Source organism: Micromonospora purpureochromogenes, assembly GCF_900091515.1.
In the GTDB taxonomy this organism is placed as follows: domain Bacteria; phylum Actinomycetota; class Actinomycetes; order Mycobacteriales; family Micromonosporaceae; genus Micromonospora; species Micromonospora purpureochromogenes.
The window spans coordinates 6,197,762-6,222,336 of record NZ_LT607410.1 but is presented as its reverse complement, the minus strand read 5'-3'; the positions used below and the strand labels follow the sequence as shown (position 1 = coordinate 6,222,336).

General features: G+C 72.4%; 19 protein-coding genes. 12 read left to right on the top strand and 7 right to left on the bottom strand.

What is annotated here, in order from left to right; genetic code table 11:
- Positions 1-23 precede the first annotated feature (23 nt).
- Positions 24-6,308 (top strand): DNRLRE domain-containing protein, encoded by a 6,285-nt coding sequence (locus GA0074696_RS28345; protein WP_172894492.1) that lies wholly within the window; start codon positions 24-26, stop codon positions 6,306-6,308.
- Between the two features lie 12 nt (positions 6,309-6,320).
- Positions 6,321-6,587: a hypothetical protein gene (locus tag GA0074696_RS28340; RefSeq protein ID WP_088963915.1), complete on the top strand. Its 267-nt coding sequence runs from the start codon at positions 6,321-6,323 to the stop codon at positions 6,585-6,587.
- Between the two features lie 690 nt (positions 6,588-7,277).
- Here GA0074696_RS28340 and msrA read toward each other — a convergent pair.
- From msrA to GA0074696_RS28320, 4 genes are all read right to left on the bottom strand, one after another.
- Complete coding sequence (gene msrA, locus GA0074696_RS28335; RefSeq protein ID WP_088963914.1) at positions 7,278-7,940, bottom strand: peptide-methionine (S)-S-oxide reductase MsrA; 663 nt, start codon at positions 7,938-7,940, stop codon at positions 7,278-7,280.
- Positions 7,941-8,028: 88 nt separating this feature from the next.
- Complete coding sequence (locus GA0074696_RS28330) at positions 8,029-8,439, bottom strand: HIT family protein (RefSeq protein WP_088963913.1); 411 nt, start codon at positions 8,437-8,439, stop codon at positions 8,029-8,031.
- Positions 8,440-8,448: 9 nt separating this feature from the next.
- Positions 8,449-9,054 (bottom strand): nucleotidyl transferase AbiEii/AbiGii toxin family protein, encoded by a 606-nt coding sequence (locus GA0074696_RS28325; protein ID WP_088963912.1) that lies wholly within the window; start codon positions 9,052-9,054, stop codon positions 8,449-8,451.
- Positions 9,055-9,056: 2 nt separating this feature from the next.
- Positions 9,057-9,383 carry a hypothetical protein gene (locus tag GA0074696_RS28320; RefSeq protein ID WP_088963911.1) on the bottom strand — a complete coding sequence of 109 codons (327 nt, stop codon included), beginning with the start codon at positions 9,381-9,383 and terminating at the stop codon, positions 9,057-9,059.
- Positions 9,384-9,478: 95 nt separating this feature from the next.
- On the opposite strand from GA0074696_RS28320, the gene GA0074696_RS28315 reads away from it, so the two are divergent.
- Genes GA0074696_RS28315 through ilvA form a run of 4 tightly spaced genes read left to right on the top strand, consistent with a single transcriptional unit; the run spans position 9,479 to position 14,249 of the window.
- Positions 9,479-10,618, top strand: a complete 1,140-nt coding sequence (locus GA0074696_RS28315) for a cystathionine gamma-synthase (RefSeq protein WP_088963910.1) — start codon at positions 9,479-9,481, stop codon at positions 10,616-10,618.
- Between the two features lie 16 nt (positions 10,619-10,634).
- Entirely contained in the window at positions 10,635-12,044 is a 1,410-nt protein-coding gene (locus tag GA0074696_RS28310; protein ID WP_088963909.1) for an amidase, read from the top strand.
- 52 nt (positions 12,045-12,096) lie between these two features.
- On the top strand, positions 12,097-13,032 hold the full coding sequence (locus GA0074696_RS28305; protein WP_088963908.1) for a DUF4328 domain-containing protein: 936 nt from the start codon (positions 12,097-12,099) through the stop codon (positions 13,030-13,032).
- Positions 13,029-14,249, top strand: a complete 1,221-nt coding sequence (gene ilvA / locus GA0074696_RS28300) for a threonine ammonia-lyase (RefSeq protein WP_088963907.1) — start codon at positions 13,029-13,031, stop codon at positions 14,247-14,249. The genes GA0074696_RS28305 and ilvA overlap by 4 nt, the downstream gene beginning before the upstream one ends.
- Before the next feature lie 75 nt (positions 14,250-14,324).
- Here the strand turns inward: ilvA and greA are convergent, their stop codons facing one another.
- Positions 14,325-14,825, bottom strand: a complete 501-nt coding sequence (greA, locus tag GA0074696_RS28295; protein WP_088963906.1) for a transcription elongation factor GreA — start codon at positions 14,823-14,825, stop codon at positions 14,325-14,327.
- Positions 14,826-14,951: 126 nt separating this feature from the next.
- Positions 14,952-15,386, bottom strand: coding sequence for a DUF4307 domain-containing protein (locus tag GA0074696_RS28290; RefSeq protein ID WP_088963905.1), 435 nt, complete (start codon positions 15,384-15,386; stop codon positions 14,952-14,954).
- Between the two features lie 189 nt (positions 15,387-15,575).
- Here GA0074696_RS28290 and mca point away from each other — a divergent pair, with 189 nt between their 5' ends.
- The 3 genes from mca (at position 15,576) to GA0074696_RS28275 (ending at position 19,495) form a co-directional block, all read left to right on the top strand.
- Positions 15,576-16,457: a mycothiol conjugate amidase Mca gene (gene mca / locus GA0074696_RS28285; protein ID WP_088963904.1), complete on the top strand. Its 882-nt coding sequence runs from the start codon at positions 15,576-15,578 to the stop codon at positions 16,455-16,457.
- Positions 16,458-16,508: 51 nt separating this feature from the next.
- Positions 16,509-16,784 carry a hypothetical protein gene (locus GA0074696_RS28280; protein WP_407940626.1) on the top strand — a complete coding sequence of 92 codons (276 nt, stop codon included), beginning with the start codon at positions 16,509-16,511 and terminating at the stop codon, positions 16,782-16,784.
- Between the two features lie 179 nt (positions 16,785-16,963).
- Positions 16,964-19,495, top strand: a complete 2,532-nt coding sequence (locus GA0074696_RS28275; protein ID WP_088963902.1) for a putative bifunctional diguanylate cyclase/phosphodiesterase — start codon at positions 16,964-16,966, stop codon at positions 19,493-19,495.
- A gap of 82 nt (positions 19,496-19,577) precedes the next feature.
- On the opposite strand, the gene GA0074696_RS28270 is transcribed toward GA0074696_RS28275, so the two are convergent.
- Positions 19,578-20,606 (bottom strand): phosphatidylinositol-specific phospholipase C domain-containing protein, encoded by a 1,029-nt coding sequence (locus GA0074696_RS28270; protein ID WP_088963901.1) that lies wholly within the window; start codon positions 20,604-20,606, stop codon positions 19,578-19,580.
- Positions 20,607-20,740: 134 nt separating this feature from the next.
- Here GA0074696_RS28270 and GA0074696_RS28265 point away from each other — a divergent pair, with 134 nt between their 5' ends.
- The 3 genes from GA0074696_RS28265 (at position 20,741) to purE (ending at position 24,502) form a co-directional block, all read left to right on the top strand.
- Entirely contained in the window at positions 20,741-22,777 is a 2,037-nt protein-coding gene (locus GA0074696_RS28265; protein WP_088963900.1) for a thioredoxin domain-containing protein, read from the top strand.
- Between the two features lie 76 nt (positions 22,778-22,853).
- Entirely contained in the window at positions 22,854-24,014 is a 1,161-nt protein-coding gene (locus GA0074696_RS28260; RefSeq protein WP_088963899.1) for a 5-(carboxyamino)imidazole ribonucleotide synthase, read from the top strand.
- A complete protein-coding gene (gene purE / locus GA0074696_RS28255; RefSeq protein ID WP_088963898.1) occupies positions 24,011-24,502 on the top strand; it encodes a 5-(carboxyamino)imidazole ribonucleotide mutase in 492 nt (163 codons plus the stop codon). The genes GA0074696_RS28260 and purE overlap by 4 nt, the downstream gene beginning before the upstream one ends.
- Positions 24,503-24,575: the final 73 nt, after the last annotated feature.

Below are 24,575 nucleotides of genomic sequence, written 5' to 3'. Positions count from 1 at the left end.
CCCTGTTCGATCTAGGAGGATCAGTGGAACCAAGAAGATCCGTCTGGGGCCCAGTGTCCCGGATCCCACGGCTGTCCCGTGGCCGGGGCGGCCGGGCGCTGGCGGCCGGGCTGTCCGTGCTGCTGGCGGCCACCATGGCCGATTGGGTCGCCGCGCCTCCGGCTGCCGCGTCACCGCAGCCGGCGACCACGCCCACCTCGCCCGGGCCTCAGGTGCTGGAGCGCCCGGACGAGGCGGCGGCGCTGGCGACGGCCCGGTTGACCAGGAAAAAGGTCCACATCACCGGGATGACGTCGGAGACGTCTGACTTCTGGGCGTATCCCGACGGTCGGGTGGAGGCGGAGGTCCACCTGGGCCCGGTGCGGATCCGGGACGAGAAGACCGGCGGCTGGAAGCCGGTCGACTTCTCGCTCGCGCCGGAACCTGACGGGTCGGTCGCGGCGAAGGCTCACCCGGCCGACCTGCGTCTCTCCGGTGCGGCGGGTGCCGGAGTGCACGACCTGGTGACAATGTCGACCGGCAGCGGGACGGTCTCTCTGGGTTGGTCCGGCCGGTTGCCGGCGCCCGTCGTGGAGGGCACGAAGGCCACCTACCCAGAGGTGCGTCCCGGCGTCGACCTGGTGGTCGAATCCACTCGGACCGGCTTCGAACAGTTCCTGGTGGTGAAGAACCGGGCGGCGGTCGCCCAGGTGAGCGCCCTCTCCCTGCCCCTGCGGAGCAAGGGCGTGGCGCTAACCGACGACAAGCGCGGCGGCTTCGAGATCCGGAACAAGGGCGGCGCCGTGGTGGGTGTCTCGCCCCAGCCGGAGATGTGGGACGCCCAGGTCGACCCGAAGTCGGGTGAGCGGGTGCGCCGGGCGAAGGTTGCCAAGAAGATCGGTGCGGCGAAGGCCGGTCGGCTGGCGATGACGCTGACGCCGGACGAGCGGTGGCTGGCCGATCCGAAGACCGTCTTTCCGGTCACCATCGACCCGGCGGTCACCCTCAAGCCGAACTACGACGCCTTCGTGCAGTCGGACTACACCTCGGACCAGTCGGCTGCCACTGAGCTCAAGCTCGGCACCTACGACAGCGGCACCACCAAGGCCCGATCGTTCCTGCGCTTCGACGGTCTGGACTGGCTGAAGGGCAAGCAGGTGCAGGCCGCCACGCTCTACCTGTGGGAGCACCACTCCTGGTCCTGCACCGGCCGGCAGTGGGAGACCTGGGAGACGTTGCACGCCAGCACCTCCACCCGGTGGACCAGCCAGCCCACGTGGGTGAAGAGGCTCGGCTACACCTCGTCCACCAAGGGCTACAGCTCGTCCTGCGCGGCCGGTTGGGTGAACTCCTCGGTGACCGGGGCGTTCGCGGACCACGCGAGTGGTGCGACCTGCTGCACGGTGAACGTTGGTCTGCGGGCCACCTCCGAGACCGACAACCTGGCGTGGAAGAAGTTCAACTCGATGGAGGGGGCGAACGACCCGTACGTCACGCTGACGTACCAGTCACCGCCCACGGTCAGCGCCCGGGCCACCGTGCCGTCGACGACGTGCGCGACCGGGTCGAGCACCCCCTACCTCAACTCCAAGACGCCACAGCTGCGGGCGCAGGTCAACGACGCCGAGGGTTCGCAGGTCAAGGCCGAGTTCGAGTGGACGACGGGTGGCGGCACCCGGATCGGCGGCGCGATCGTCGGCCCCGGCGCCTCCGGATCCTGGCTGTCGACGTCCGTGCCCGCAGGCGCATTCAGCGAGGGCAGCACCTACTCCTGGCACGTGCGGGGCAACGACGGTCTGGTCAACGGGGCGTGGAGCAGCTACTGCGCCTTCATCATCGACACGACCGCGCCGTCGGCCATGCCGTCGGTGTCGTCGACCGCATACCCGAGCGGCCAGTGGGCGGGCGCGGCCGGCACGGCCGGCAGCTTCACCTTCGGCGCCTCCGGCGTTGCCGATGTGGCCGCCTACGAGTATGGGCTGAACAGCAACCCGCCGAACCAGACGGTCAACGCGGCGACGCTCGGCGGCAGCGCCACGGTGTCGATCACGCCCACCGCGGACGGTCCCCAGACGCTCTACGTGCGCTCCCGGGACCGGGCCGGCAATCAGTCCGCGATCCGGACGTACACCTTCAACGTGGGTTCCGGTGCGGTCACCGCGCCTAAGGAGGGTGACGTCACCGCGGCGAAGACCGCGATCACCGGTGTCGGCCAGGCGGCGGCGACCGGCGTGACCTACCAGTGGCGGCGGGGCGACGCGGACGCCTGGGTGGACATCCCGGCCGGTCACGTGACGGTGGCGGCCGGTGGTGGCGCGGTCACCTGGCCACTGCCCACCAGCGGCGGCGGTGCCTTCCCGAAGCTGAACTGGGACGTCGAGGCCACCCTGGCGGCGGCCGACGCCGAGTCGATCCCCCGGGACGGGCCGCTGCAGGTGCGCGGCACCTTCGCCGGCGGCACCGGTGGCACCTCCAGCCCGATCCGGATCAAGTTCGACCGCACCCAGGCGTCGGCGGAGTCCGAGCAGATCGGGCCCGGGTCGGTCAACCTGATCACCGGCAACTACACCCTGTCCGACACCGACGTGTCGGTGGACTCGTTCGGCAGCGACCTGACCGTCGCACGCTCCTACAACACCCGCCGCGCCACCGAGACCGACTCGGCGAACATGTTCGGGCCGGGCTGGGTCTCCGGTGCGGTCGTGGACGAGGCCGACTCGCCGTACACCTCGCTGACCGTCTACGGCTCGCTCGTGCAGGTCGGGCTGCCGGAGGGGGACACGATCGGTTTCAGCAAGCGCACCGCTACCGCCTTCGACCCGGAGATCGGGATGGAGGCGCTGAAGCTGGCCTACGACAGCACCGGCGACAAGTACACGCTGACTGACGAGGACGGCAACAGCGTCCTCTTCACCCGGGTGACCGGCACTGCGGCAGGGAAGTACTTCCCGACCTCGGTGAACGTGCCGGGCAGCAACCAGACCACCACGTTGAGCTGGGAGAAGGTGACGATCAACAACAAGGAGATCGTGCGCCCGACCCGGATGCTGGCACCGGTGCCGGACGGGGTCAACTGCGCCACCCTCACCCGGGGCTGCCGGGCCCTGACCTTCACCTACGCGACCACCACCACCGCCACCGGCGGCAATGACACCACCTGGGGCGACTACACCGGTCGGGTGAAGGAGATCTCCTTCACCGCCTGGGACCCGGACCTGCCCACCCCCGCCATGCGGGCCGTGCCGATGGCCCGGTACACCTACGACGACGCCGGCCGGCTGCGGGCCAGCTGGGATCCCCGGCTGGACTGGAACGACGCCGGCACCACCCGGCACCTGTGGGACACCTACAACTACAACCTCGACGGCATCCTGTCCTCGGTCACCCCGAACGGCCAGGAGGCGTGGCAGCTCAGCTACACCACCATTCCCGGTGACCCGGGGCTTGGCCGGCTGAACAAGGTGAGCCGCTCGGCGCTGGCCGCCGGCACGGCGGTCACCAGCGTTGTCTACAAGGTGCCGGTTTCCGGTGCCGGCGCACCCTACGATCTGTCGGCGGCACAGACCAGCCGGTGGTACCAGACCGAGGCGCCGACCGATGCCACGGCGGTCTTCCCGGCCGACCAGGTGCCGGACGGCAGTCCCTCGGGCGGCAGCCTGCCGTCGTCGTACGAGCGGGCCACGGTCACCTACCTGGACGCCAACGCCCGCAAGGTCAACACCGCCGCTCCGGGCGGCCACATCGACGCCGCCTGGTACGACCAGCGGGGCAACACGGTGCGGACGTTGACCGCCGGCAACCGGGACCGGGCGCTGAACGCCAGCTCCACCGACGACGCGGCAACGGAGACCGGACGCGCCCGCGCCCTGTCCAGCCTCAACACCTACTCGTCGGACGGGCAGCGGCTCACCAGCACCTGGGGGCCGGAGCACGACGTGACGCTGCCGGACGACACCGTGGTGCGCGGCCGCCAGATCACCCTGAACACCTACGATGAGGGGGCGCCGACCACCGGCGGGCCCTACAACCTGGTCACGACGGAGAAGGTCGGCGTCCGCTGGTACCCCAACGGCGTCGAGACCGACTCTGACCTGCGGACCACCACCACTGCCTACGACTGGACGCTGCGTCAGCCGACCGTGGTGACGGTGGACCCGTCCGGCCTGGCGCAGGCCACCCGGACCACCTACGACCCGATCACCGGCCTGGTCACCTCGACCACGGCCCCGGCCGGCGGCACCAGTACCACCACCCCGGCCACCCGTAAGACGGTCTACTACCGGGCCACCTCCGGCTCCGGCTACACAGAGTGTGACCTGAAGCCGGAGTGGGCGAACCTGCCCTGCCGGGTCCAGCCCGGCGGCCAGGCGGCCTCCGGGCCGGAACTGCCGGTCACCGTGACCACCTACGACATGTTCAACCAGTCGCGGGTGGTGACCGAGAAGACCAGCGCCGGCACGCTGCGGACCACCACCACGACGTACGACGGCGCCGGGCGGGCGTACGAGACGTCGGTGACCGCAGCTACGAGTCTGGGCACCGCCGTCCCGGTCACCCGCAACGTCTACGATCCGGCCACCGGGCAACTCCTGCGCACCCAGTCGGTCGTGGGCGGCACGGTCACCGCGCAGGTGATCCGGGCGTACGACACGCTCGGCCGGCTCACCTCCTACACCGACACCGATGGCAACGTCTCGACCACGACCTACGACCTGCTGGGCCGGACGAAGACCAGCCACGACGGCAAGGCTCAGCGGACCTACACCTATGACGGCGGCACCGAGCGGCGCGGCCTGCTCACGTCGGTCGACGACACCCAGGCGGGTGTCTTCTCCGGCAGCTACGACGCCGACGGCAACCTGGTGTCGGAGACCTGGCCCAACGGCGTCCAGGTCAGCATGGAGGTCGACGAGTTGGCCACCCAGGTCGGCTTGACCTACGTCAAGCCGGGCTGCGCCGCCGCCGACTGCACGCTCTACAACGAGTCGGTGACGGAGTCGGTGCACGGGCAGTGGCGGGAGCACGTCTCGTCCTTGTCCGAGCAGAGCTACGGCTACGACCAGGCCGGGCGACTCACGAGCATCAAGGACGTGCTGGGCGACCAGTGCACCACCCGCTCGTACGGCCTGAGCTCGTCGTCGAACCGCAACTCGGTCACCGAGTACGCCCCGGCGTCCGACGGCTCGTGTCAGACCACGACCGCGGCGTCTTCGCGGACGTGGACGTACGACACGGCCGACCGGGTCAACACCACCGGATACGTCTACGACACCCTCGGCCGGACCACCACGGTCCCCGCGGTCGACACCGGCAACCCGGCGGGTGGCAACGTGACCGCCACGTACCACGTGACCGACCTGGTCGACACGATCAACCAGAACGGTCGCACCACCGACTACACCCTCGACGTCACCGGCGAGCGGGTCCGCTCCTGGACCGACAACGCCTCGGGCACGGCGGTGCAGGCGGTCAACCACTACGACGGAGACGACGACAGCCCTTCCTGGACCCAGGAGACGGCGGACAGCTTCACCCGACCGTTGTCCGGCCTCACCGGCATGGCGGGCATCTTCGACGGCGGAAGCGGCGAGGTCGCCTGGCACCTGACCAACCTGCACGGAGACCTGGTCGCCGAGCTGGACAACGCCGGTGAAGGGCTGGCCCGCACCACGGAGGCCGGCGAGTACGGCACCCCGCGCAACGCGGGCGACGTCGGCACCGAGCGGTACGGCTGGCTCGGAGCCAAGCAGCGGGCCGCGGATGCTCCCTCCGGGATCGTGCTGATGGGTGTGCGGCTGTACAACCCGACCACCGGCCGGTTCCTGCAGACCGACCCGGTCCCCGGCGGGAGCTGCAGCGCCTACGAGTACGGCTGCGGCGATCCGGTCAACTCGTTCGACCTGGACGGCAAGAGGTGGTGTTGGAAGGTCTGCGGATGGGGTCGGAACTCGGTCTGGCGAATGGGGTTCTATGGCACTCGTCTGGCGGGCCATGCAGCCGGCTTCTACGGCGGTTACAAGGAGTTCCGCGGTGGATACCGGGCGATACGTTCGGGGTACAGGATGTACAAGTCCATCAAGAGGAACGGCTACAAGGCGACCTTCCGCCCATTCCGAGCCAAGAGTAGGTGGAGGTATATGGCGGCCGGACTCGCATCCTGGATGGGTTACCACGACTTTATGACCGACTGGGGCGGTTTCCGTCGGGCCTCCGGTGACACCACTAGGGCAATCGGTCGCCACGCGTGTAACGGAGTTCGTGGCGTGAAGCGGTGGGTCAGTCATGTGTCCGGGGGAAGGGTGTACACAAACAGCAGTTCATGCAGATAGAAGGAAGCAGGCATGGGTGACGGTAGGGGAGTCTGGAAGGCGGTAGCGGATTTCTTCGATCCGGCCGATGTGAACCCCGCTTACGTGGTGATCTGGTTCCTGGTGGCCGCCGGGTTTGTGGCCAGCCATGATGAGCTGCATTACCAGCTCCTGGGTGGCGCGTTGATGCTGCTCGCAGGTGTGCAGCTCGTCCGCATGGCGTGGAGGAGGCTTCTCCGGAAGAAGTTTCGCCGAAGGGGTGGCGAGGCGGCTTATCAGGACGGCTCCGCCGATGAATAGGGCGGCGGCGTCCGCCTTCCAACCGATCGGTCTGAGTCGGTAGGGCGGAGGGCGACGCGACGACTGCCGTTCGCTGAGATCGAGGGTGGGTCCGGTGTCAACCTCCGGCCCCACCCTCGATTCACGCCTCCTAAAGGGCGGATGTCGATGCTTGATGGCCGGGTGCCTGACGGCGGTAGTGATCGCCCTGTTGGTGATGGCGGCGTTGCTGGCGTGCCTGCCGGGCGACCCCGATGGCTCCCCGAAGCGGACCCGGAGGGCGACGACGGGAAGTTGCCGCCGGAGAGCGAGGTCCTCTGGAAGGCGTCGGGTCTCCGGCAGCCGGGGTCGACCGGACCCTTCGTGGTCGGCGACACGACCAACTGGGAGAAGGCCAGCCGCTGGTCGGCGCGCTGCCCAGGAGCTTCCTGATCTCGGGCGAGACGACCCGGCGGCTGGCCTCGTCCCCGGTGGACCAGTCGGTCCGCAGCAAGCTCGGCGAGGGACAGGTGCTGATCGACGGGACCATCGGCTCGCTGGCAGCACTGTCCCAGAAGTGGGACTGCTGACCGCAGTCCGCGATCAACGGAGGCCTGTCGTACTCGGCGGTCGCCTTCAGACGGGAAGACCCGTAGCCAGGGCTACCGCCGACGGCTGAGAAACTCAGCGTGGGCCCGGTCCATCGACCGGGCCCACGCTCGGTCACGTCGCTCAGCCGGCGGTGCGCGCCACCCCGACCGGGCAGCTCAGCCCGTTCGGCCCGTGGTTGCAGTACCCGTTCGGGTTCTTCGTCGGGGCGAGGTACTGCTGGTGGTAGTCCTCGGCGAAGTAGTAGTCACCGAGCGGCGCGATCTCCGTGGTGATCTCGCCCTTGCCGGCCCGCGCCACGATCGGCGCGAACGCGTCCCGGGACGCCTGCGCGGTGGCCAACTGCTCGTCGGCGGTGGTGTAGATCGCCGAGCGGTACTGGGTGCCCACGTCGTTGCCCTGGCGCATGCCCTGGGTCGGGTCGTGGTTCTCCCAGAAGACCTTGAGCAGGTCCTCGTAGCTGATCTTCGCGGGGTCGTAGACCACCTGGACCGCCTCGGCGTGCCCGGTCATCCCCGAGCAGACCTCCTCGTACGTCGGGTTCGGCGTGGTGCCACCCGCGTAGCCGGCGGAGGTGGTGATCACCCCGGGCAGGGTCCAGAACAGCCGCTCCGCACCCCAGAAACAGCCCATGCCGAAGACGGCGACCTGGGAACCCTCCGGGAACGGACCCTTCAGGGTCGACGGCAGCACCTCGTGCCGGTCACCGATCGGCATCGCGATCGGGCGACCCGGCAGGGCCTGGTCGGGGGTGGGCAGTTCGGCCTTCATACGGCGAAGGAACACGGTGGGTCTCCTTTCGTACCTCTTCCGCCTGCAACGCCGCCGGACCCCGGTTCCTTACCCGGGCCTGGCGGAATCAGGCGGCGTCGGGTCACAGGGCGGCGGCGACCCGGTCGGCGTACCCCTGCGCCTCGGTGTCGTCGGCGTAGCGGGTACGCGGCCAGAAGAAGCCGCGCAGGCCGTCGCCCTTCGTCCGGGGCACCACGTGGGTGTGCAGGTGCGGGACGGACTGGGACACCTTGTTGTTCATCGCCACGAACGTCCCACCGGCCCCGAGCCCGGTCTCGACCGCCACCGCGAGGCGTTGCACCAGGCGGAAGTAGCCGGGCAGCGCGCCCGCCGGCAGATCGGAGAGGCTGATCAGGTGGCTGCGCGGCACCACCAGCACGTGGCCCTTGAACACCGGTCGGGTGTCCAGGAAGGCGACGCCGTCCGGCTCGTCGGCCACCCGGAACGCGGGCACCTCGCCCGCCACAATCCCGCAGAACAAGCACCCGTTCACCGACCCAGGCTAGGCCCTGCGCCAGCGGCCCGCCGGCCGCCGGAGCCTGCCTTCCCGGTCATGGCGATACGACGCAAAGGTCTCGTCGTCCAGTTCGTCGATGGCGCCCAGCCGGTCGGCCAGCTCCTGCAGAGAGAAGCCGACCGTGTGCCGGGCGCCCAGCGCCTCCAGCTCGGGCCAGCGCAGCCGGTCGTTGGCGGCGTGGATGTCGATGTAGTCGCGGTGAGCGGCCCGGTCGTGCAGCGCCCTGACCTTGAGGCCGATCGCGTCGTCGAAGGCGAGGACCGGCCCGATGCTCAGGGCCGCCGGTGGACCGATCGCCTCCTTCAACAGGTCCACCTCGCACGCCGTCGTCTCGCCGGACACCAACAGCCGAGCCATCCGGTTGCCGGCCTCGATGACGCGGCAGCGGAACCCGGCCCCGACGTAGGCCTCCGCCAGCCGAGCCGCCACCGCCTGTAGCGGTAGGGCCGTCGCGGTCGCGAAATCGATGTCCCTGGACGGTCGGCTGAGCAGGTTGTGCGCCGACAACGCGTAACCGCCCGCGAGCACCAGCCCGAGATCGTCGCCGGCTGCAAAGCCGACACGCAGCAGCCGCTGGTGCGCCTCATCCATGATCAGACGGCCAGCTCCGGTAGGCGCCGCTCCCAGAGCGCGATGAGACGACGAGCGGTGAGTCGTCGGATGCGTGGCCAGTCTCGGCGCAACAGTGCCGCGTTGACGTATCGGATGATGTCCTCGCGCTGGCCGCAGTCCATCAGCGTCCGGTAGAGCGTCAGCCGCTGTCGAGGATCGGCCACGTCGAATTCGCTCAGGCCCGACCAGCAGAGCCGCAATGGAAGGGTGACCCTGCCCTGGTCCGGGCCGGCCAGCAGCCCGAGGGACTCCGGAATCCGGTCAGCGATGCCGTTCATGCGGGACGGCAGCGGAGCGGTGTGGGTCACCGAGCAAGTATGGCCCACCCCTCCGACAGGCCGCCGCCACGACCCGCGGCCGGGTTCCGCCCGCCCCGGCGGACCGGCGGACTAACGTCTCGGGAATGAGTCACGGCTTCGAGACGCTCGCCATCCACGCCGGCCAGGACCCCGAGGCCCGCACCGGCGCGGTGATCCCACCGATCTACCAGACCAGCACCTACGCCCAGGACGCCGTCGGCGCGCCTCGGCACGGCTACGAGTACAGCCGCTCCGGCAACCCCACCCGGGACGCGCTCCAGGAGTGCCTCGCCGCCCTGGAGGGCGGCCCGGTGGCACTCGCCTTCGCCAGCGGCCTGGCCGCCGAGGACACCCTGCTGCGCACCGTCTGCAAGCCGGGGGACCACGTGGTGATCCCGGACGACGCGTACGGCGGCACCTACCGGCTCTTCGCCCGGGTCGCCGAGCGCTGGGGGCTGGACTACACCCCGGCCAAGGTCTCCGACACCGACGCCGTGCGGGCCGCCATGCGCGCCACCACGAAGATCGTCTGGGTGGAGACGCCGACCAACCCGCTGCTCGGCATCGCCGACATCGCCACCCTGGCCGCCGTCGCGCACGACGCCGGGGCGCTGCTGGCGGTCGACAACACCTTCGCCTCGCCGTACCTGCAGCAGCCGATCGCGCACGGCGCGGACGTGGTGGTCCACTCGACCACCAAGTACATCGGTGGACACTCCGACGTGGTGGGTGGCGCGCTGATCGCCGCCGACGCCGGCCTCGGCGACGAGCTGCGCTACCACCAGAACGCGATGGGCGCGATCAACGGGCCCTTCGACGCCTGGCTGACCCTGCGCGGCATCAAGACCCTCGGGGTACGCATGGACCGGCACTGCGACAACGCCGAGCGGATCGCCGCGTACCTGGACGGGCACGCCAAGGTCGCCGAGGTGATCTACCCGGGCCTGCCCTCGCACGCCGGTCACGAGGTGGCCGCGAAGCAGATGCGCCGGTTCGGCGGCATGATCTCCTTCCGCGCCTCGGGCGGCGAGGAGCACGCCGTGGAGATCTGCAACCGGGCCAAGCTCTTCGTGCTCGCCGAGTCGCTGGGCGGCGTCGAGTCCCTGATCGAGCACCCGGGCCGGATGACACATGCAAGTGCTGCCGGCTCGCCGCTTGAAGTTCCCGGCGATCTCGTGCGACTGTCTGTCGGCATCGAGACGGTCGACGACCTGCTCGCCGATCTGGAGCAGGCGCTGGGCTGACCGCTGGCTGGGGAGGGTGGCCGTGCAGGACATCATGCCGACCTGGGTCGGAGCGACCGCCAAGCAAATCGCCCGGGGCGTACGCCGGGGCGATGTCTCGGCCACCCAGGTCGTCGCCGACCACCTGGACCACATCGCCCGGGTCGACGCCGACCTCGCCGCGTTCCGCACGGTACGCGGCGGGGAGGCGATCACCGAGGCGGAGAAGGTCGACGAGCAGGAGGACCTGGCCAACCTTCCGCTGGCCGGGGTGCCGGTGGCGGTGAAGGAGAACACCGCCGTCGCCGGCGTACCCACCTGGAACGGCTCGGCCGCCGTGCGTACCGGCATCGCGGAGGCCGACCACGAGGTGGTCCGGCGGTTGCGCGGCGCCGGCGCGGTGATCCTCGGGGTGACCCGGATGCCGGAGCTGGGCCTCTGGGCCCTCACCGACGACGAGTCCGGGATCACCCGCAACCCGTGGGACACCCGCCGCACCCCCGGCGGCTCCTCCGGCGGCGCCGCCGCCGCGGTGGCCGCCGGGCTGGTGCCGATCGCGCACGGCAACGACGGGCTCGGCTCGATCCGGATCCCGGCGGCCTGCTGCGGCCTGGTCGGCCTGAAGCCGGGCCGGGGCGTGATCCCCACCCAGCTCGGCGCGGAGGACTGGTTCGGCCTCACCGAGCACGGGATGCTCACCACCACGGTGGCGGACGCCGCGGTCGGCTTCCAGGTACTCGCCGGGCGCCGGGCCGACAAGCTGGTCCCGCCGCCGCGGCTGCGGGTCGGCGTCTCGCTGCGCTCCCCGGTGCGCGGGGTCTCGCCGGACGCCCCCAACCGGGACGCGGTGGCAGCCGCCGGCCGGCTGCTCGCCGCCGCCGGCCACGACACCGTCCCCGCCGACCCGGTCTACCCGACCGCGCTCGGTCTCCAGGGCATCGCGACCTGGTTCGCCGCGGCCGCCACCGAGGTGCGCGCCGCCGGGATCGCCCGGCGTGACCTCCAGCGGCGCAGCCGCCGGCACGTCGCGCTCGGCGAGTGGGCGCAGCGACGGGGGTACGTCCGGGAGGCCGACCGGGCCGCCTGGCGCGAACGCTCGATCAACTTCTTCACCGACCACTCGGTCGACCTGCTGCTCACCCCGGCGCTGGCCGGCCCGCCGCCGGAGGCCGCCGCCTGGTCCGCCCGGTCGTGGGTGGCCAACATGAAGGCCAACATCCGGTACGCCCCGTACGCGGCGCCCTGGAACATCGCCGGCCTGCCGGCCATCGTGGTGCCGGTCGGCCGGCGCCCCGACGGCCTGCCCGTCGGCGCGCAGCTGATCGGTCCGCCCGGCTCGGAGCTGCTGCTGCTCTCCGTCGCCGGGCAGTTCGAGATGCAGGCGCCGTGGTCCCGGCACGCCCCCGGCTATCCGCGGGTCGGAACGGGGTCGCCGGCCGCCGCATGATCGTCTAGCGTGTGCGCGCACCCCCCTCGCCGCACCTCCCTGGACGGTCCCCATGCTCTGCCAGACCTGCGGGGACGCCACGTCCCCGAGCTTCAACGAGTGCCAGAACTGCTACACCCCTCTCGGGCAGCCGGCGGTCACGCCGGGGCTGGAGACCCACGCCGTGCGCGGCATCGGCCTGGCCGCCTCGATCGCGGTCGGTGTGGCCGCCGCGTTCTACCTGCTGTCCGCGCTCGCCCCGGTGGCCGGGATGGTGCTGGCGAGGCAGGCCGAGCGCGACGGCGACAGCGACGTGCTCTTCGGGGCGATGCTGTTCGAGGTCGCGGTGAGCCTGCCGTTCGTGGTGGCCTACCTGACCGCCGCCGTGCTGGTCATCATCTGGACCTGGCGGGCGCGCAAGAACATCGACGCCTTCCCCGGCGCGCTGCCCGTCCTCGGTCAGGGTTGGGCGATCGCCGGCTGGCTGGTGCCGTTCGCGAACTTCGTGGTGCCCGTCCGGGTGGTGGCCAACATCGCCCGGGACAGCCTCTGGCGCCGGAGCACCCCGTGGCTGGTCGTCGTCTGGTGGGCGGCGTGGCTGGTCTTCAGTCTCGGCGAGCGGCTGTTCAGCCGCAAGAACGACCTCGAGTACGCCCAGCTCCCGGAGACGGCCGTCGACCACGAGGACTTCCAGGCGTACGTGGACTACTACCAGGGCGCCCTCGGCCGCAACGCGATCCCGGCGATCGCCTGCGTGGTGGCCGCCGCGTCGTTCATCGTGCTGATCCGGAAGATCTCCGCCGCCCAGCAGGACCGGATCGCCCGCGCCACCCCGGCCTGGCCGTACGCCCCGGGGACCCCGGTGCCCGCCGGGTTCGCCCCCGGCGCGTTCGCCCCGCCGCAGCAGCAGCCGCAGCCGGTGGCCGCGCCCGCGCCGCAGGCCTCGGCCGACACGCCCCCGGCGTCGCCGCAGGTTCCCCCGGTGGCGGGTGGCACGATCGGGGCATGACGGAACTGGTCGGTCTCGCCGACGTACGGGCCGCGCGGGAACTGCTCGCCGGCGTCACCCGCACCACCCCGCTGGAGCCCTCCCGGCCGCTGAGCGCCAAGCTGGGCGGCCCGGCGTGGCTGAAGTGCGAGAACGTGCAGCGCGCCGGGTCGTACAAGGTGCGCGGCGCGTACGTGCGGATCTCCCGGCTGAGCGAGGAGGAGCGCGCCCGGGGCGTGGTCGCGGCCAGCGCCGGCAACCACGCCCAGGGCGTCGCCCTCGCCGCCGGCCTGGTGGGCGCCCACGCCACCGTGTTCATGCCGGTGAACGCGCCGCTGCCCAAGGTGGCCGCCACGAAGGGGTACGGCGCGCAGATCGAACTGGTCGGCAACACCGTCGACGAGTCCCTGGTGGCGGCGCAGACCTACGCCGAGCGGACCGGCGCGGTGCTGATCCACCCGTTCGACCACCCCGACGTGATCGCCGGTCAGGGCACCGTGGCGCTGGAGATCCTCGAACAGTGCCCCGACGTGAAGACGATCATCACCGGGGTCGGCGGCGGTGGCCTGATCTCGGGCATCGCGGTGGCGGCCAAGGCGCTGCGCCCCGACGTACGGGTGGTCGGGGTCCAGGCGGCCAGCGCGGCGGCCTTCCCGCCCTCGCTGATCGCCGGCGAGCCGGTACGCCTGCCGTCCTTCGCCACCATCGCCGACGGGATCGCGGTCGGCCGGCCGGGGGAGATCACCTTCACCCACGTCCGCAAGCTGGTCGACGAGATCGTCACGGTCTCCGAGGAGGACATCTCCCGGGCGCTGCTGATGCTGTTGGAGCGCGGCAAGCAGGTGGTCGAGCCGGCCGGCGCGGTCGGCGTGGCCGCGCTGCTGGCCGGGGTGGTCGAGGTGGAGGCGCCGGTGGTCGCGGTGCTCTCCGGCGGCAACATCGACCCGCTGCTGATGCTGCGCGTGATCGAGCACGGCCTGGCCGCGGCCGGGCGCTACCTGCGGTTCACGGTGCGCTGCTCGGACCGGCCCGGTCAGCTCGCCTCGCTGCTCACCGAGATCGCCGAGCACCGGGCGAACGTGGTCGACGTGGAGCACCAGCGGGCCAACCCGCACCTGCGCCTCGGCGAGGTGGAGGTGGCGCTGTCGGTGGAGACCCGGGGCGTCGAGCACTCCGACACGCTGATCAGCGCCCTGCGGGCCAGCGGCTACCAGGTGGTCTTCGCGGCCGAGGCGTGACACCGGCGACGGTGCCACGCCTCGGGGCGTACGCGATGGGAACCGCCGGGTCGCGCGGACCCGGCGGGGCCGGTCTCAGCCGGAGAACGGCTCGAAGCTGACCACGGTCACCTTGATGTCGGCGCCGCTCGGCGCCGTGTAGGTGCAGGTCTGGCCGGGGCGGCCGCCCAGGATCGCCTTGCCGAGCGCCGACTCCGGGCTGTAGACCGTCAGGTCGGTGGTGGAGGCGATCTCCCGCGAGCCGAGCAGGAACGTCTCGGTGTCGTCCTGGTCGTCGTCGAAGTAGATCGTCACGACCATGCCGGGCGACACCGAGTCGGCGGTCGGCGCCTCGCCGACCTTGGCGGTGCGCAGCAGCTCCTTGAGGTAGAGGATGCGCCCCTCGGCCTTGCCCTGCTCCTCGCGGGCGGCGTGGTAGCCACCGTTCTCCCGCAGGTCGCCCTCCTCGCGCCGGGCGTTGATCTCGGCGGCGATGACCGGCCGGTTGGCGATGTGCTGGTCGAGCTCGGCCTCCAGGCGGTCGTACGCGTCCTGGGACAGCCAGGCGGCGGGCGCCTCGTTGTCATTGGTGGACACAGGCGTACTCCTCGATCGTGCGGAACTGGCTGACAGGTGAGTTACCAAGTTACCAGTGCGGCACACCCGCGGGTGTCGTCGATCACCCCAGCGCCGGTACCCGACCGGTGGTCCCCGGCCGGCGGGTCAGCCGGCGGGCCGGCAGCGGACGACCTCGCCGATGAAGGGCCGCGCGGTGGTGGTGATCCGGTGCTGGGCGGTGGCGTGCCGCGCGCCGGGCCGCGCGCTCACCGCGACCTCGTCCCGACCCACCTCGGCACCGTCGTGGGAGCGGGCCCGCAGCACGCACACCGCGGCGCCGCCCTCGGGCAGGGTGACCCGGAAGTCGACCCGCACCCCGGAGTCGGTGAGGTCGGTGTAGGTGATCACTTCGGCGTCGTACGCCGGGTCGCCGTACCGGGCGTAGAGCTGCGCCGCGACCAGGGCCATCCCGGCGACCAGGGCGGCCGCCAGCAGCCAGACCAGCAGCGGCCGGCGGCGGCCCGGCTCGCGGCGGCGGCCGTACCGCCCGGGCGGGAACGCGGGCGCTCCCGGGGTGATTGTGGCGTGCGTCTCGGTCACCGGCGGGTATCTCCTGGCGTTGTTGTCGGAAGCATCGGCAAGAATGGGAGAGTTCCACGCTCCCAGCCCGTCCTGTGGTCAAGGATGACAGGTCGGCGCCGGCAGGGTCCGGCACGGGGGAGGATTCCGGCAGGTCAGCCGGGCGGCCCGGGGTGGGCCGTCGGCCGGCACAGACGAGGAGCGCCCACAGTGGCAGAGCAACTGCGTCTCATGGCGGTGCACGCGCACCCCGACGACGAGTCGAGCAAGGGCGCCGCGACCATGGCGAAGTACGTCGCGGAGGGTGTCGACGTCCTGGTCGTGACGTGCACCGGCGGCGAGCGGGGCAGCGTGCTCAACCCGAAGATGGACCGGCCCGACGTCTGGGCCAACATCGGCGAGATCCGCCGCGCCGAGATGGACGCCGCCCGGGCGATCCTCGGCGTCGAGCAGGCCTGGCTCGGCTTCGTCGACTCGGGGCTGCCCGAGGGCGACCCGCTGCCGCCGCTGCCCGAGGGCTGCTTCGCCCTGGCGGACGTCGAGGTGGCCGCGGGTCCGCTGGTGCGGCTGATGCGCGAGTTCCGTCCGCACGTCGTCACCACGTACGACGAGGAGGGCGGCTACCCGCACCCTGACCACATCATGACCCACAAGGTGAGCGTGGCGGCCTTCGAGGCGGCCGGCGACCCGGAGCGCTACCCGGAGCTCGGCGAGCCCTGGCAGCCGCTGAAGCTCTACTACGACATCGGCTTCTCCAAGGGCAAGATCATGGCGCTGCACGAGGGCATGCTCGCCGCCGGCCTGGCCTCCCCCTACGAGGAGTGGCTCAAGCGCTGGGACGACCGCCCCGACAAGGGCCCGCGGATCACCACCCGGGTGGAGTGCGCCGACTACTTCCCGGTCCGCGACGACGCCCTGCGCGCCCACGCCACCCAGATCGACCCGGACGGCTTCTGGTTCCACGTGCCGATGGAGCTGCAGCGGCACGCCTGGCCCACGGAGGACTTCCAGCTGGTCCGCTCGCTGGTCGACAGCCCGCTGCCCGAGTCGGACCTCTTCGCCGGGGTGCGCGAGACGGCCCATGCCCGCTGACCGGGCGGGGAGCTACGCTGAAACCCCACCGCACATCGGAGAAACACCATGCTGACCGCCGCTGCCCAGGTGCTCGCGGAGAACAACTTCGGTGACACCCGCACGGGTGGTCTGGCCGGGCCGATGGGCCTCTTCCTCATCCTGCTCCTGGCCGCCGCCACCATCCTGCTGATCCGCAACATGAACGCCCGGCTGCGCCGGCTGCCCGACCGGTTCCCCACCCAGGGGCAGGCCGACACGTCGGCCACCGATCCGGCGGGCGGGACCCCGACGCAGGATTCACCCACCGACACGCCCAACGGCCACCAGCAGCACCGAAACGGCTAGTCGGAGCGTGATTCACGCCGATCCGGGTCGTCAGCCCCTGTTGCGACCACCCGGATTGGCTTAGCCTTCCGCCGGGGGGACCGAAAAGTCCCTGAGCCGTGCGCGGGAGGGCGCGCCATGACCGTCGCAGCAGCGTCCGTCCCGGGCATCCCCCGTGTGCCGGCGGACGGAGCGGGCCGGTGACGTCCGGCCGGGCCGGCGACCAGGTCGACCGGCCCGATCCGGGCGGCACGCCGCCACGGGTGCTCCTGCTGGTCACCGCCGTCACGCTGACCGCCTTCACGGCGGTCCTGATCGGCCTGACCGTCCCCGTCACGCTGCCGCCGGACGATGCTCTTCCCGCCGCCGCGCGGTTCGGCATCGCCCTCGCCGCGTTCGCGGTCGCCCAACTGGCCCGGCTGAGGTTCCGCACCCCCACCGGCATGGTCAGCATCACCTGGGGCGAAGCCGCGCTGATCGTCTGCCTCTACCTGGTACCGGCCGGGTGGCTGCCGGCCGCGGCGCTGCTCGGCACCGGCCTGGCCTGGACGGGGATGTCCCTGGCCGTCGACCGTCGGCCCCCGCTCGAGGTGCTGCGGATCGCCGCCTCGCTGACCGCCGCCACCGCGCTCGCCGTCGCGGTCGCCACCGCGCTCGGCGCGCCGCTGCTGGCCGCGCCCACCCCCGGGCTCGCGCTCGCCCTGATCGCCGGCTCGGTGACCTACCTGCTCGCCACCGCCTGCCTCGGCGGCGCCACCCTGGCGCTGCGGCACGGCGTCGCCATCGGCCCGCCGGTGCTCGCCGCGCTCCGGGGCAAGCTGCTGATGTTCGTCGGCAACGTCGCGGTCGGCCTGGTCGTGGTCGCCCTGGTGGAGGCCGACGCCCGCTGGCTGCTGCTGCTCCCGCCCCTGCTCTGGCTGCTCCAGCAGACCTACCGGCACCGGCTCCGGGCCGACCAGGAACGGCGGGACTGGCGGGCCTTCGCGGAGGCGACCGCCGCGCTGAACCAGCTCGACGAGCGCGGGGTGGCCAGCGCCGCGGTGACCGGCGCGCTGACCCTCTTCGGCGCCGAGCTGGTCGACGTCGACGTGGTCCGGGGCGACGGCCGCTGGCGCCGGTACCGGGGGGACGCCTCCGGCCAGGTGCGCGACCGCGAGGTCGGGCCGCCCGCCCCGCCGTCCACCGCGGAGCACGAGCTGGCCCGCCCGCTGACCGTCGGCGACGTCGAGGTCGGCGAGCTGCGGGTCCGGTTCCCCGCCACCGCGCCACCGAGTGCCCGCGAGCGGGACGCCGTGGCCGCCTTCTCCGACGCCCTCGCCGCCGCGCTGCACGACGCGGCCACCCACCGGGAGCTGCGGCTGGTCAGCGCCCGGTCGTCGTACGAGGCGGTGCACGACGCGCTGACCGGGTTGGTGAACCGGGCGGCCATGCTCAGCAAGGGCGACCAGGCGCTGCGGCAGCTCGCCCACGACCACCCGGTGGCGCTGCTGCTGCTGGACATCAACCAGTTCAAAGAGGTCAACGACACCCTCGGACACGCGGCCGGCGACCAGTTGCTGCGGCTCACCGCCAACCGGCTCGGCACCCTCGCCCGCCCGGGCGACCTGCTGGGGCGCCTCGGCGGGGACGAGTTCGCCCTGCTGCTGACCTCGGTCCCGGTGATCGGCGACCGGTCCGCCCCGATGGCGTACGCGCTGCGCCAGGCCCGGGAGATCGCCGAGCGGCTGGCCGCCCCGACCGAGGTGGCCGGGGTGCGGATGTCCGTCGAGGTGTCGGTGGGAGTGGTGGTGGCCGGGGCGGGCACCGCCGACCTGACCGAGCTGCTGCGCCGGGCCGACATCGCCATGTACCAGGCCAAGGAGGGCGGCGGCAGCGTCGCCGCCTACGACAGCGCCCGGGACGCCGCGAGCACCGATCAGCTGGCGCTGCTGGCGGAGCTGCGGGAGGCGTTGCAGGCCGACGACCAGTTGGTGCTGGCCCTGCAACCGGCGGTCGACCTGGCCACCGGTGCCCCGACCGGCGTGGAGGCGCTGATCCGCTGGCGGCACCCGCGCCGCGGCTGGCTCGGCCCGGCCGACTTCATCCGCCCGGTGGAGAACAGCGAGCAGCTCGGCGCCTTCACCCGGTACGTGCTGGACAAGGCGCTCGCGGTGGCGGCCGACTGGGCCCGGGAGGGCCTGGACGTGCCGATCTCGGTGAACCTGTCGGCCCGTAGCCTGCTCGATCCCCGGCTGCCGGCCGAGATCGCCGACGCGCTGCGCCGCCACCAGGTGCCGCCGCAGCGGTTGGTCCTGGAGATCACCGAGACGGTGGTGATGAGCGAGCTGGAGGTGATCGACGAGGTGCTGGCCACGGTCCGCGCGATGGGCGTGCAGCTCGCCGTCGACGACTTCGGCACCGGCTTCTCGTCGCTGACCTTCCTGACCCGGATCGCGGTCGACGAGCTCAAGGTGGACCGCTCGTTCGTGATCCGGATGGCCGAGTCGCCGGAGGCCGCGGCGATCGTCCGGACCACCGTCGGGCTCGCCCACGAGCTGGGGCTGCGGGTGGTCGCGGAGGGGGTGGAGACCGCCGAGCAGCGGCTCGCGCTGGCCGAGCTGGGCTGCAACGCCGCCCAGGGCTACCACTTCTTCAAGCCGATGCCGGCCGACAAGATCGGCGCGGTGCTCGGCACGCTGCGCGAGTCGGCCGAGTCGAACGTCTTCCCGCTGCGCGCCGACGGCGCCTCCTGACCCACCGGCCGCAGGCTGCGGCGGGTCGCGGTGTCCGGACAGCGGAACACCGCGACCCGCCGCGACCGGTTCCCGGCTGGCGTCAGGCGCGGGGGAGGACCTCGCCGACGACGGTCGGCAGCGCCGCCCAGTCGGCGGAGACGATGCTGGCGTGCGCCGCCGCCAGTTCGGCGACGCGGGCCCGGGCGGTGTCCGGGTCGGTGTTCCCCACCTTCGGCGGCACGTTCTGCGCGTCGGTCATCACCAGCAGGTAGTGGTTGGTGGCGTACCAGGAGGTGTCGATGCCGCCGCCGACGTACGTGCTCGCGTCGCCGTCGAAGACGACGAACCACGGCCGCAGGCTCACCTCGGTGTAGCGGGTGCGTGGGTCGCCGGCCTGGGCGTTGTGCACGGCGGGGAACGCCTGGGCCCGGGCGAGGGTGCCGGCCGACGCCAGCCCGGCGAGGTGACGGGCGTACTCGACGTCGGTGCGGAGCGTGTCGGTGGGGTTGCCCTCCTCCACGGTGCCCGGGATCAGCTCCACGAGCACCTTGCCGGCGAGCTGTTGGCGGGTCGGCCAGGCGTCGGCCCGGGCGGCGGCGTCCAGCGAGGCGTACCCGCCGCGCAGGTCGACCGGGCGGAAGACCCGGTCGCCGAGCCGGGCGGCGAGCAGCGCGTCGAGCTGGACCGGTCCCTGCCCGGTCCGGGCGCTGAAGCCGGTCTTCAGCTCCAGCTTGAGTTGCACCGGCCCGGCGTCGGGGTGGGCGCCCAGCCAGAGCCGGATGTCGTCCAGGCAGTGTTCGAGGTTCTTGTTGCGGGTGCCGGTGTAGAGCTGCGCGGCGCTGGTGGCGGCGACGCAGTTGTTGTCGTTGCCGAGCGGGTTGGAGTGGCTGACCCGCCACTGGCGCGTGAGCACGTCCGGCCAGACGTCCAGCTCGATCATCCCGGGCCGGGCATCGAGCGCCTGCGCCAGGTAGGTGTAGGTGCCGCGCTCGTACGCGTTGTGGGTGCCGACGGCCGTGGTCCCGGAGATCCGGGTGGCGGGGTCGACGGCGGCGACCGCGGGTTGTCCGGTGAGGACGACCGCGAGCACCGCGACCGAGGTGAGTACGGACAGACGGGATCCGCGCATGCGTGCCTCCTCGCGAGGCCGGCGACGATCGCCGGCATGCACAGATATAAATAGATGAAAGTGAACTACGGAAGGCCCCGTGATTGCCGTCGGTCCGACCGGCGCGGGCCCGTCCGGCTGGATATGGTCGTCGGGTGAACCGACTCGCGGACGCGACCTCGCCGTACCTGCTCCAGCACGCCGACAACCCGGTCGACTGGTGGCCGTGGGGCGCCGAGGCGTTCGCGGAGGCGAAGCGGCGGGACGTGCCGGTGCTGATCTCCGTGGGCTACGCGGCCTGCCACTGGTGTCACGTGATGGCGCACGAGTCGTTCGAGAACGAGCAGGTCGGCGCGCTGGTCAACGACGACTTCGTGGCGATCAAGGTGGACCGGGAGGAGCGGCCGGACGTCGACGCGGTCTACATGACCGCCACCCAGGCGATGACCGGGCAGGGCGGCTGGCCGATGACGGTCTTCGCCACCCCCGACGGCACCCCGTTCTTCTGCGGCACGTACTTCCCCAAGGCGAACTTCGTCCGGCTGCTGGAGTCGGTCGCCACGGCGTGGCGCGACCAGCGCGAGGCGGTGCTGCGCCAGGGCGCCGCCGTGGTCGAGGCGATCGGCGGCGCCCAGGCCGTCGGCGGCCCGACCGCCCCGCTCACCGCCGAGCTGCTGGACTCCGCCGCCGACCAGCTCTCCGGCGAGTACGACGCGACGAACGGCGGCTTCGGCGGGGCGCCGAAGTTCCCGCCGCACATGAACCTGCTCTTCCTGCTCCGGCACCACGAGCGCACCGGCTCGCCGCGCAGCCTGGAGATCGCCCGGCACACCGCCGAGGCGATGGCCCGCGGCGGCATCCACGACCAGCTCGCCGGCGGCTTCGCCCGCTATTCGGTGGACGCGCACTGGACCGTGCCGCACTTCGAGAAGATGCTCTACGACAACGCCCTGCTGCTGCGGTTCTACGCCGAGCTCTGGCGGCTCACCGGCGACCGGATGGCCCGGCGGGTGGCCCGGGACACCGCCCGGTTCCTCGCCGACGAGCTGCACCGGCCGGGGGAGGGCTTCGCCTCCGCGCTGGACGCCGACACCGAGGGCGTCGAGGGGCTGACCTACGCCTGGACCCCGGCCCAGCTCGTCGAGGCGCTCGGCGAGGAGGACGGCCGCTGGGCCGCCGACCTCTTCGAGGTGACTGAGGCGGGCACCTTTGAGCACGGCACGAGCGTGCTGCGGCTCGCCCGGGACGTCGACGACGCCGACCCGGAGATCCGGGCCCGCTGGCGGGACGTCGTCGGTCGGCTGCTCGTCGCCCGGGACACCCGCCCGCAACCGGCCCGCGACGACAAGGTGGTGGCCGCCTGGAACGGCCTGGCGATCACCGCGATCGCCGAGTTCCTCCGGGTCGCCGCCCTCTACGCCTCGCCCGAAGACGAGGACGCCAACCTGATGGAGGGCGTCACCATCGTCGTCGACGGCGCGATGCGCGACGCCGTCGAGCACCTGGCCGCCGTGCACATCGTGGACGGGCGGCTGCGCCGGGCGTCCCGGGACAAGGTGGTCGGCGAGCCGGCCGGCGTGCTGGAGGACTACGGCTGCGTGGCCGAGGCGTTCTGCGCGATGCACCAGCTCACCGGCGAGGGGCGCTGGCTGGAGCTGGCCGGCGGACTGCTCGACGTGGCCCTGGCCCGGTTCGCCGCCCCGGGCGGCGGCTTCTACGACACCGCCGACGACGCCGAGCAGCTGGTCGCCCGGCCGGCCGACCCGACCGACAACGCCACCCCGTCGGGGCGCTCGGCGATCGTGGCGGCGCTGGTGGCGTACGCGGCGCTGACCGGGGAGAGCCGGTACCGGGAGGCGGCCGAGGCGGCGCTGGCCACCGTCGCGCCGATCGTCGGGCGGCACGCCCGCTTCACCGGCTACGCGGCGACGGTGGGCGAGGCGCTGCTCTCCGGGCCGTACGAGATCGCGGTGGCCACCGACGACGCGGTGGGTGATCCGCTGGTGGCCGCCGCCGTGCGGCACGCCCCGCCGGGCGCGGTGGTGGTCGCCGGTCGACCCGACCAGCCGGGGGTGCCGCTGCTCGCGGACCGGCCGCTGGTCGACGGGCGGCCCACCGCGTACGTCTGCCGGGGTTTCGTCTGCCAGCGGCCGGTGACCTCGGTCGACGAGCTGGTCGCCCAGCTCGGCTGACGCCCGGAGTCGATCTGGCGGGCCGGGCGGCCCTCGCGGCGGTGCTCGCCGGCGGCCCGGATAGGCTGGCGGCGCTATGGATTCCCGTACCGGTCTGCCCGTCGTCGGCATGGTGGGCGGAGGCCAGCTGGCCCGGATGACCCACCAGGCCGCCATCGCCCTCGGCCAGTCACTGCGCGTGCTGGCGCTCGCCCCGGACGACGGCGCCGCCCTGGTCGCCTCCGACGTCCAGTACGGCGACCACACCGACCTCTCCGCGCTGCGCACCTTCGCCAAGGGCTGCGACGTGGTCACCTTCGACCACGAGCACGTGCCCACCGAGCACATCCGCGCCCTCGCCGCCGAGGGCGTGAAGCTCTTCCCGGCCGCCGACGCGCTGCTGCACGCGCAGGACAAGCGGATCATGCGGGAGCGCCTCGCTGCACTGGGTGCGCCCAACCCGGCCTGGCGGCCGGTCGCCGAGCCCGCCGACCTGGTCGCCTTCGGCGAGGAGAACGGCTGGCCGGTGGTGCTGAAGGCCGCCCGCGGCGGCTACGACGGCCGGGGCGTCTGGATGGTCGACGACCCCACCCGGGCCGCCGAGCTGGCCGCGACGCTGCTCGCCGGCGGCACCTCGCTGATCGTCGAGGAGCGGGTGGCGCTGCGTCGGGAGCTGGCCGTGCAGGTGGCTCGCTCGCCGTTCGGACAGGTCGCCGCGTACCCGGTGGTGGAGACCGTGCAGCGGGACGGGATCTGCGTCGAGGTGCTCGCCCCCGCACCCGACCTGTCGGAGGAGCTGGCGCTCGCCGCCCAGCAGCTCGCCATCGACCTGGCCACCGCGCTCGGCGTCGTCGGCCTGCTGGCGGTGGAGCTGTTCCAGACCGACACCGGCCTGGTCGTCAACGAGCTGGCCATGCGGCCGCACAACTCCGGGCACTGGACCATCGAGGGCGCCCGCACCTCGCAGTTCGAGCAGCACCTGCGGGCCGTGCTCGACTACCCGATGGGGGACACCTCGCTGACCGCGCCGGTGGTGGTGATGGCGAACGTGCTCGGCGGCGAGCCGGGCGGCATCTCCATCGACGAGCGGCTGCATCACCTCTTCGCCGCCGAGCCGGGCGCCAAGGTCCACCTGTACGGCAAGCAGGTGCGGCCGGGCCGCAAGATCGGGCACGTCACGCTGCTCGGCAACGACCTGGACCACGTGCGGGCGCGGGCGGCGCGGGCCGCTTCTTGGCTGCGGGAGGGGCAGGCGTGAGCACCGTTGGGCTGATCATGGGCAGCGACTCGGACTGGCCGGTCATGAAGGCCGCCGCCGAGGCGCTGGACGAGTTCGGGGTGCCCTACGAGGTGGGCGTCGTCTCCGCCCACCGCACCCCGGTCAAGATGATCGAATACGGCCGCTCCGCCGCCGACCGCGGCGTCAAGGTGATCATCGCCGGGGCGGGCGGCGCGGCCCACCTGCCCGGCATGGTCGCCTCGGTGACTCCGCTGCCGGTGATCGGCGTGCCGGTGCCGCTCAAGCACCTCGACGGGATGGACTCCCTGCTCTCCATCGTGCAGATGCCGGCCGGGGTGCCGGTGGCCACCGTGTCGATCGGCAACGCCCGCAACGCGGGCCTGCTCGCCGTCCGCATCCTGGCCGCCTCGGACCCGGCGCTGCTGAAGCGGATGACCGCCTTCCAGGCGAGCCTGGAGGAGATGGTGGCCGAGAAGGACGCCGCCCTCCGCGCCTCCCTCGCCTGACCGCTCCACCCGACGACGGCGCTCACCGTCGGTGATCCCAGGGGGCATCACGCAGCGTGCCGGCTGTGACGCC

Excerpts from the sequence above, each read along its gene's own strand:
- GA0074696_RS28340 (WP_088963915.1), top strand. The coding sequence starts at position 6,321 with ATGGGTGACGGTAGGGGAGTCTGGAAGGCGGTAGCGGATTTCTTCGAT.
- GA0074696_RS28260 (WP_088963899.1), top strand. The coding sequence starts at position 22,854 with ATGGATTCCCGTACCGGTCTGCCCGTCGTCGGCATGGTGGGCGGAGGC.
- GA0074696_RS28315 (WP_088963910.1), top strand. The coding sequence starts at position 9,479 with ATGAGTCACGGCTTCGAGACGCTCGCCATCCACGCCGGCCAGGACCCC.
- GA0074696_RS28325 (WP_088963912.1), bottom strand. The coding sequence starts at position 9,054 with ATGGATGAGGCGCACCAGCGGCTGCTGCGTGTCGGCTTTGCAGCCGGC.
- GA0074696_RS28270 (WP_088963901.1), bottom strand. The coding sequence starts at position 20,606 with ATGCGCGGATCCCGTCTGTCCGTACTCACCTCGGTCGCGGTGCTCGCG.
- ilvA (WP_088963907.1), top strand. The coding sequence starts at position 13,029 with ATGACGGAACTGGTCGGTCTCGCCGACGTACGGGCCGCGCGGGAACTG.
- GA0074696_RS28305 (WP_088963908.1), top strand. The coding sequence starts at position 12,097 with ATGCTCTGCCAGACCTGCGGGGACGCCACGTCCCCGAGCTTCAACGAG.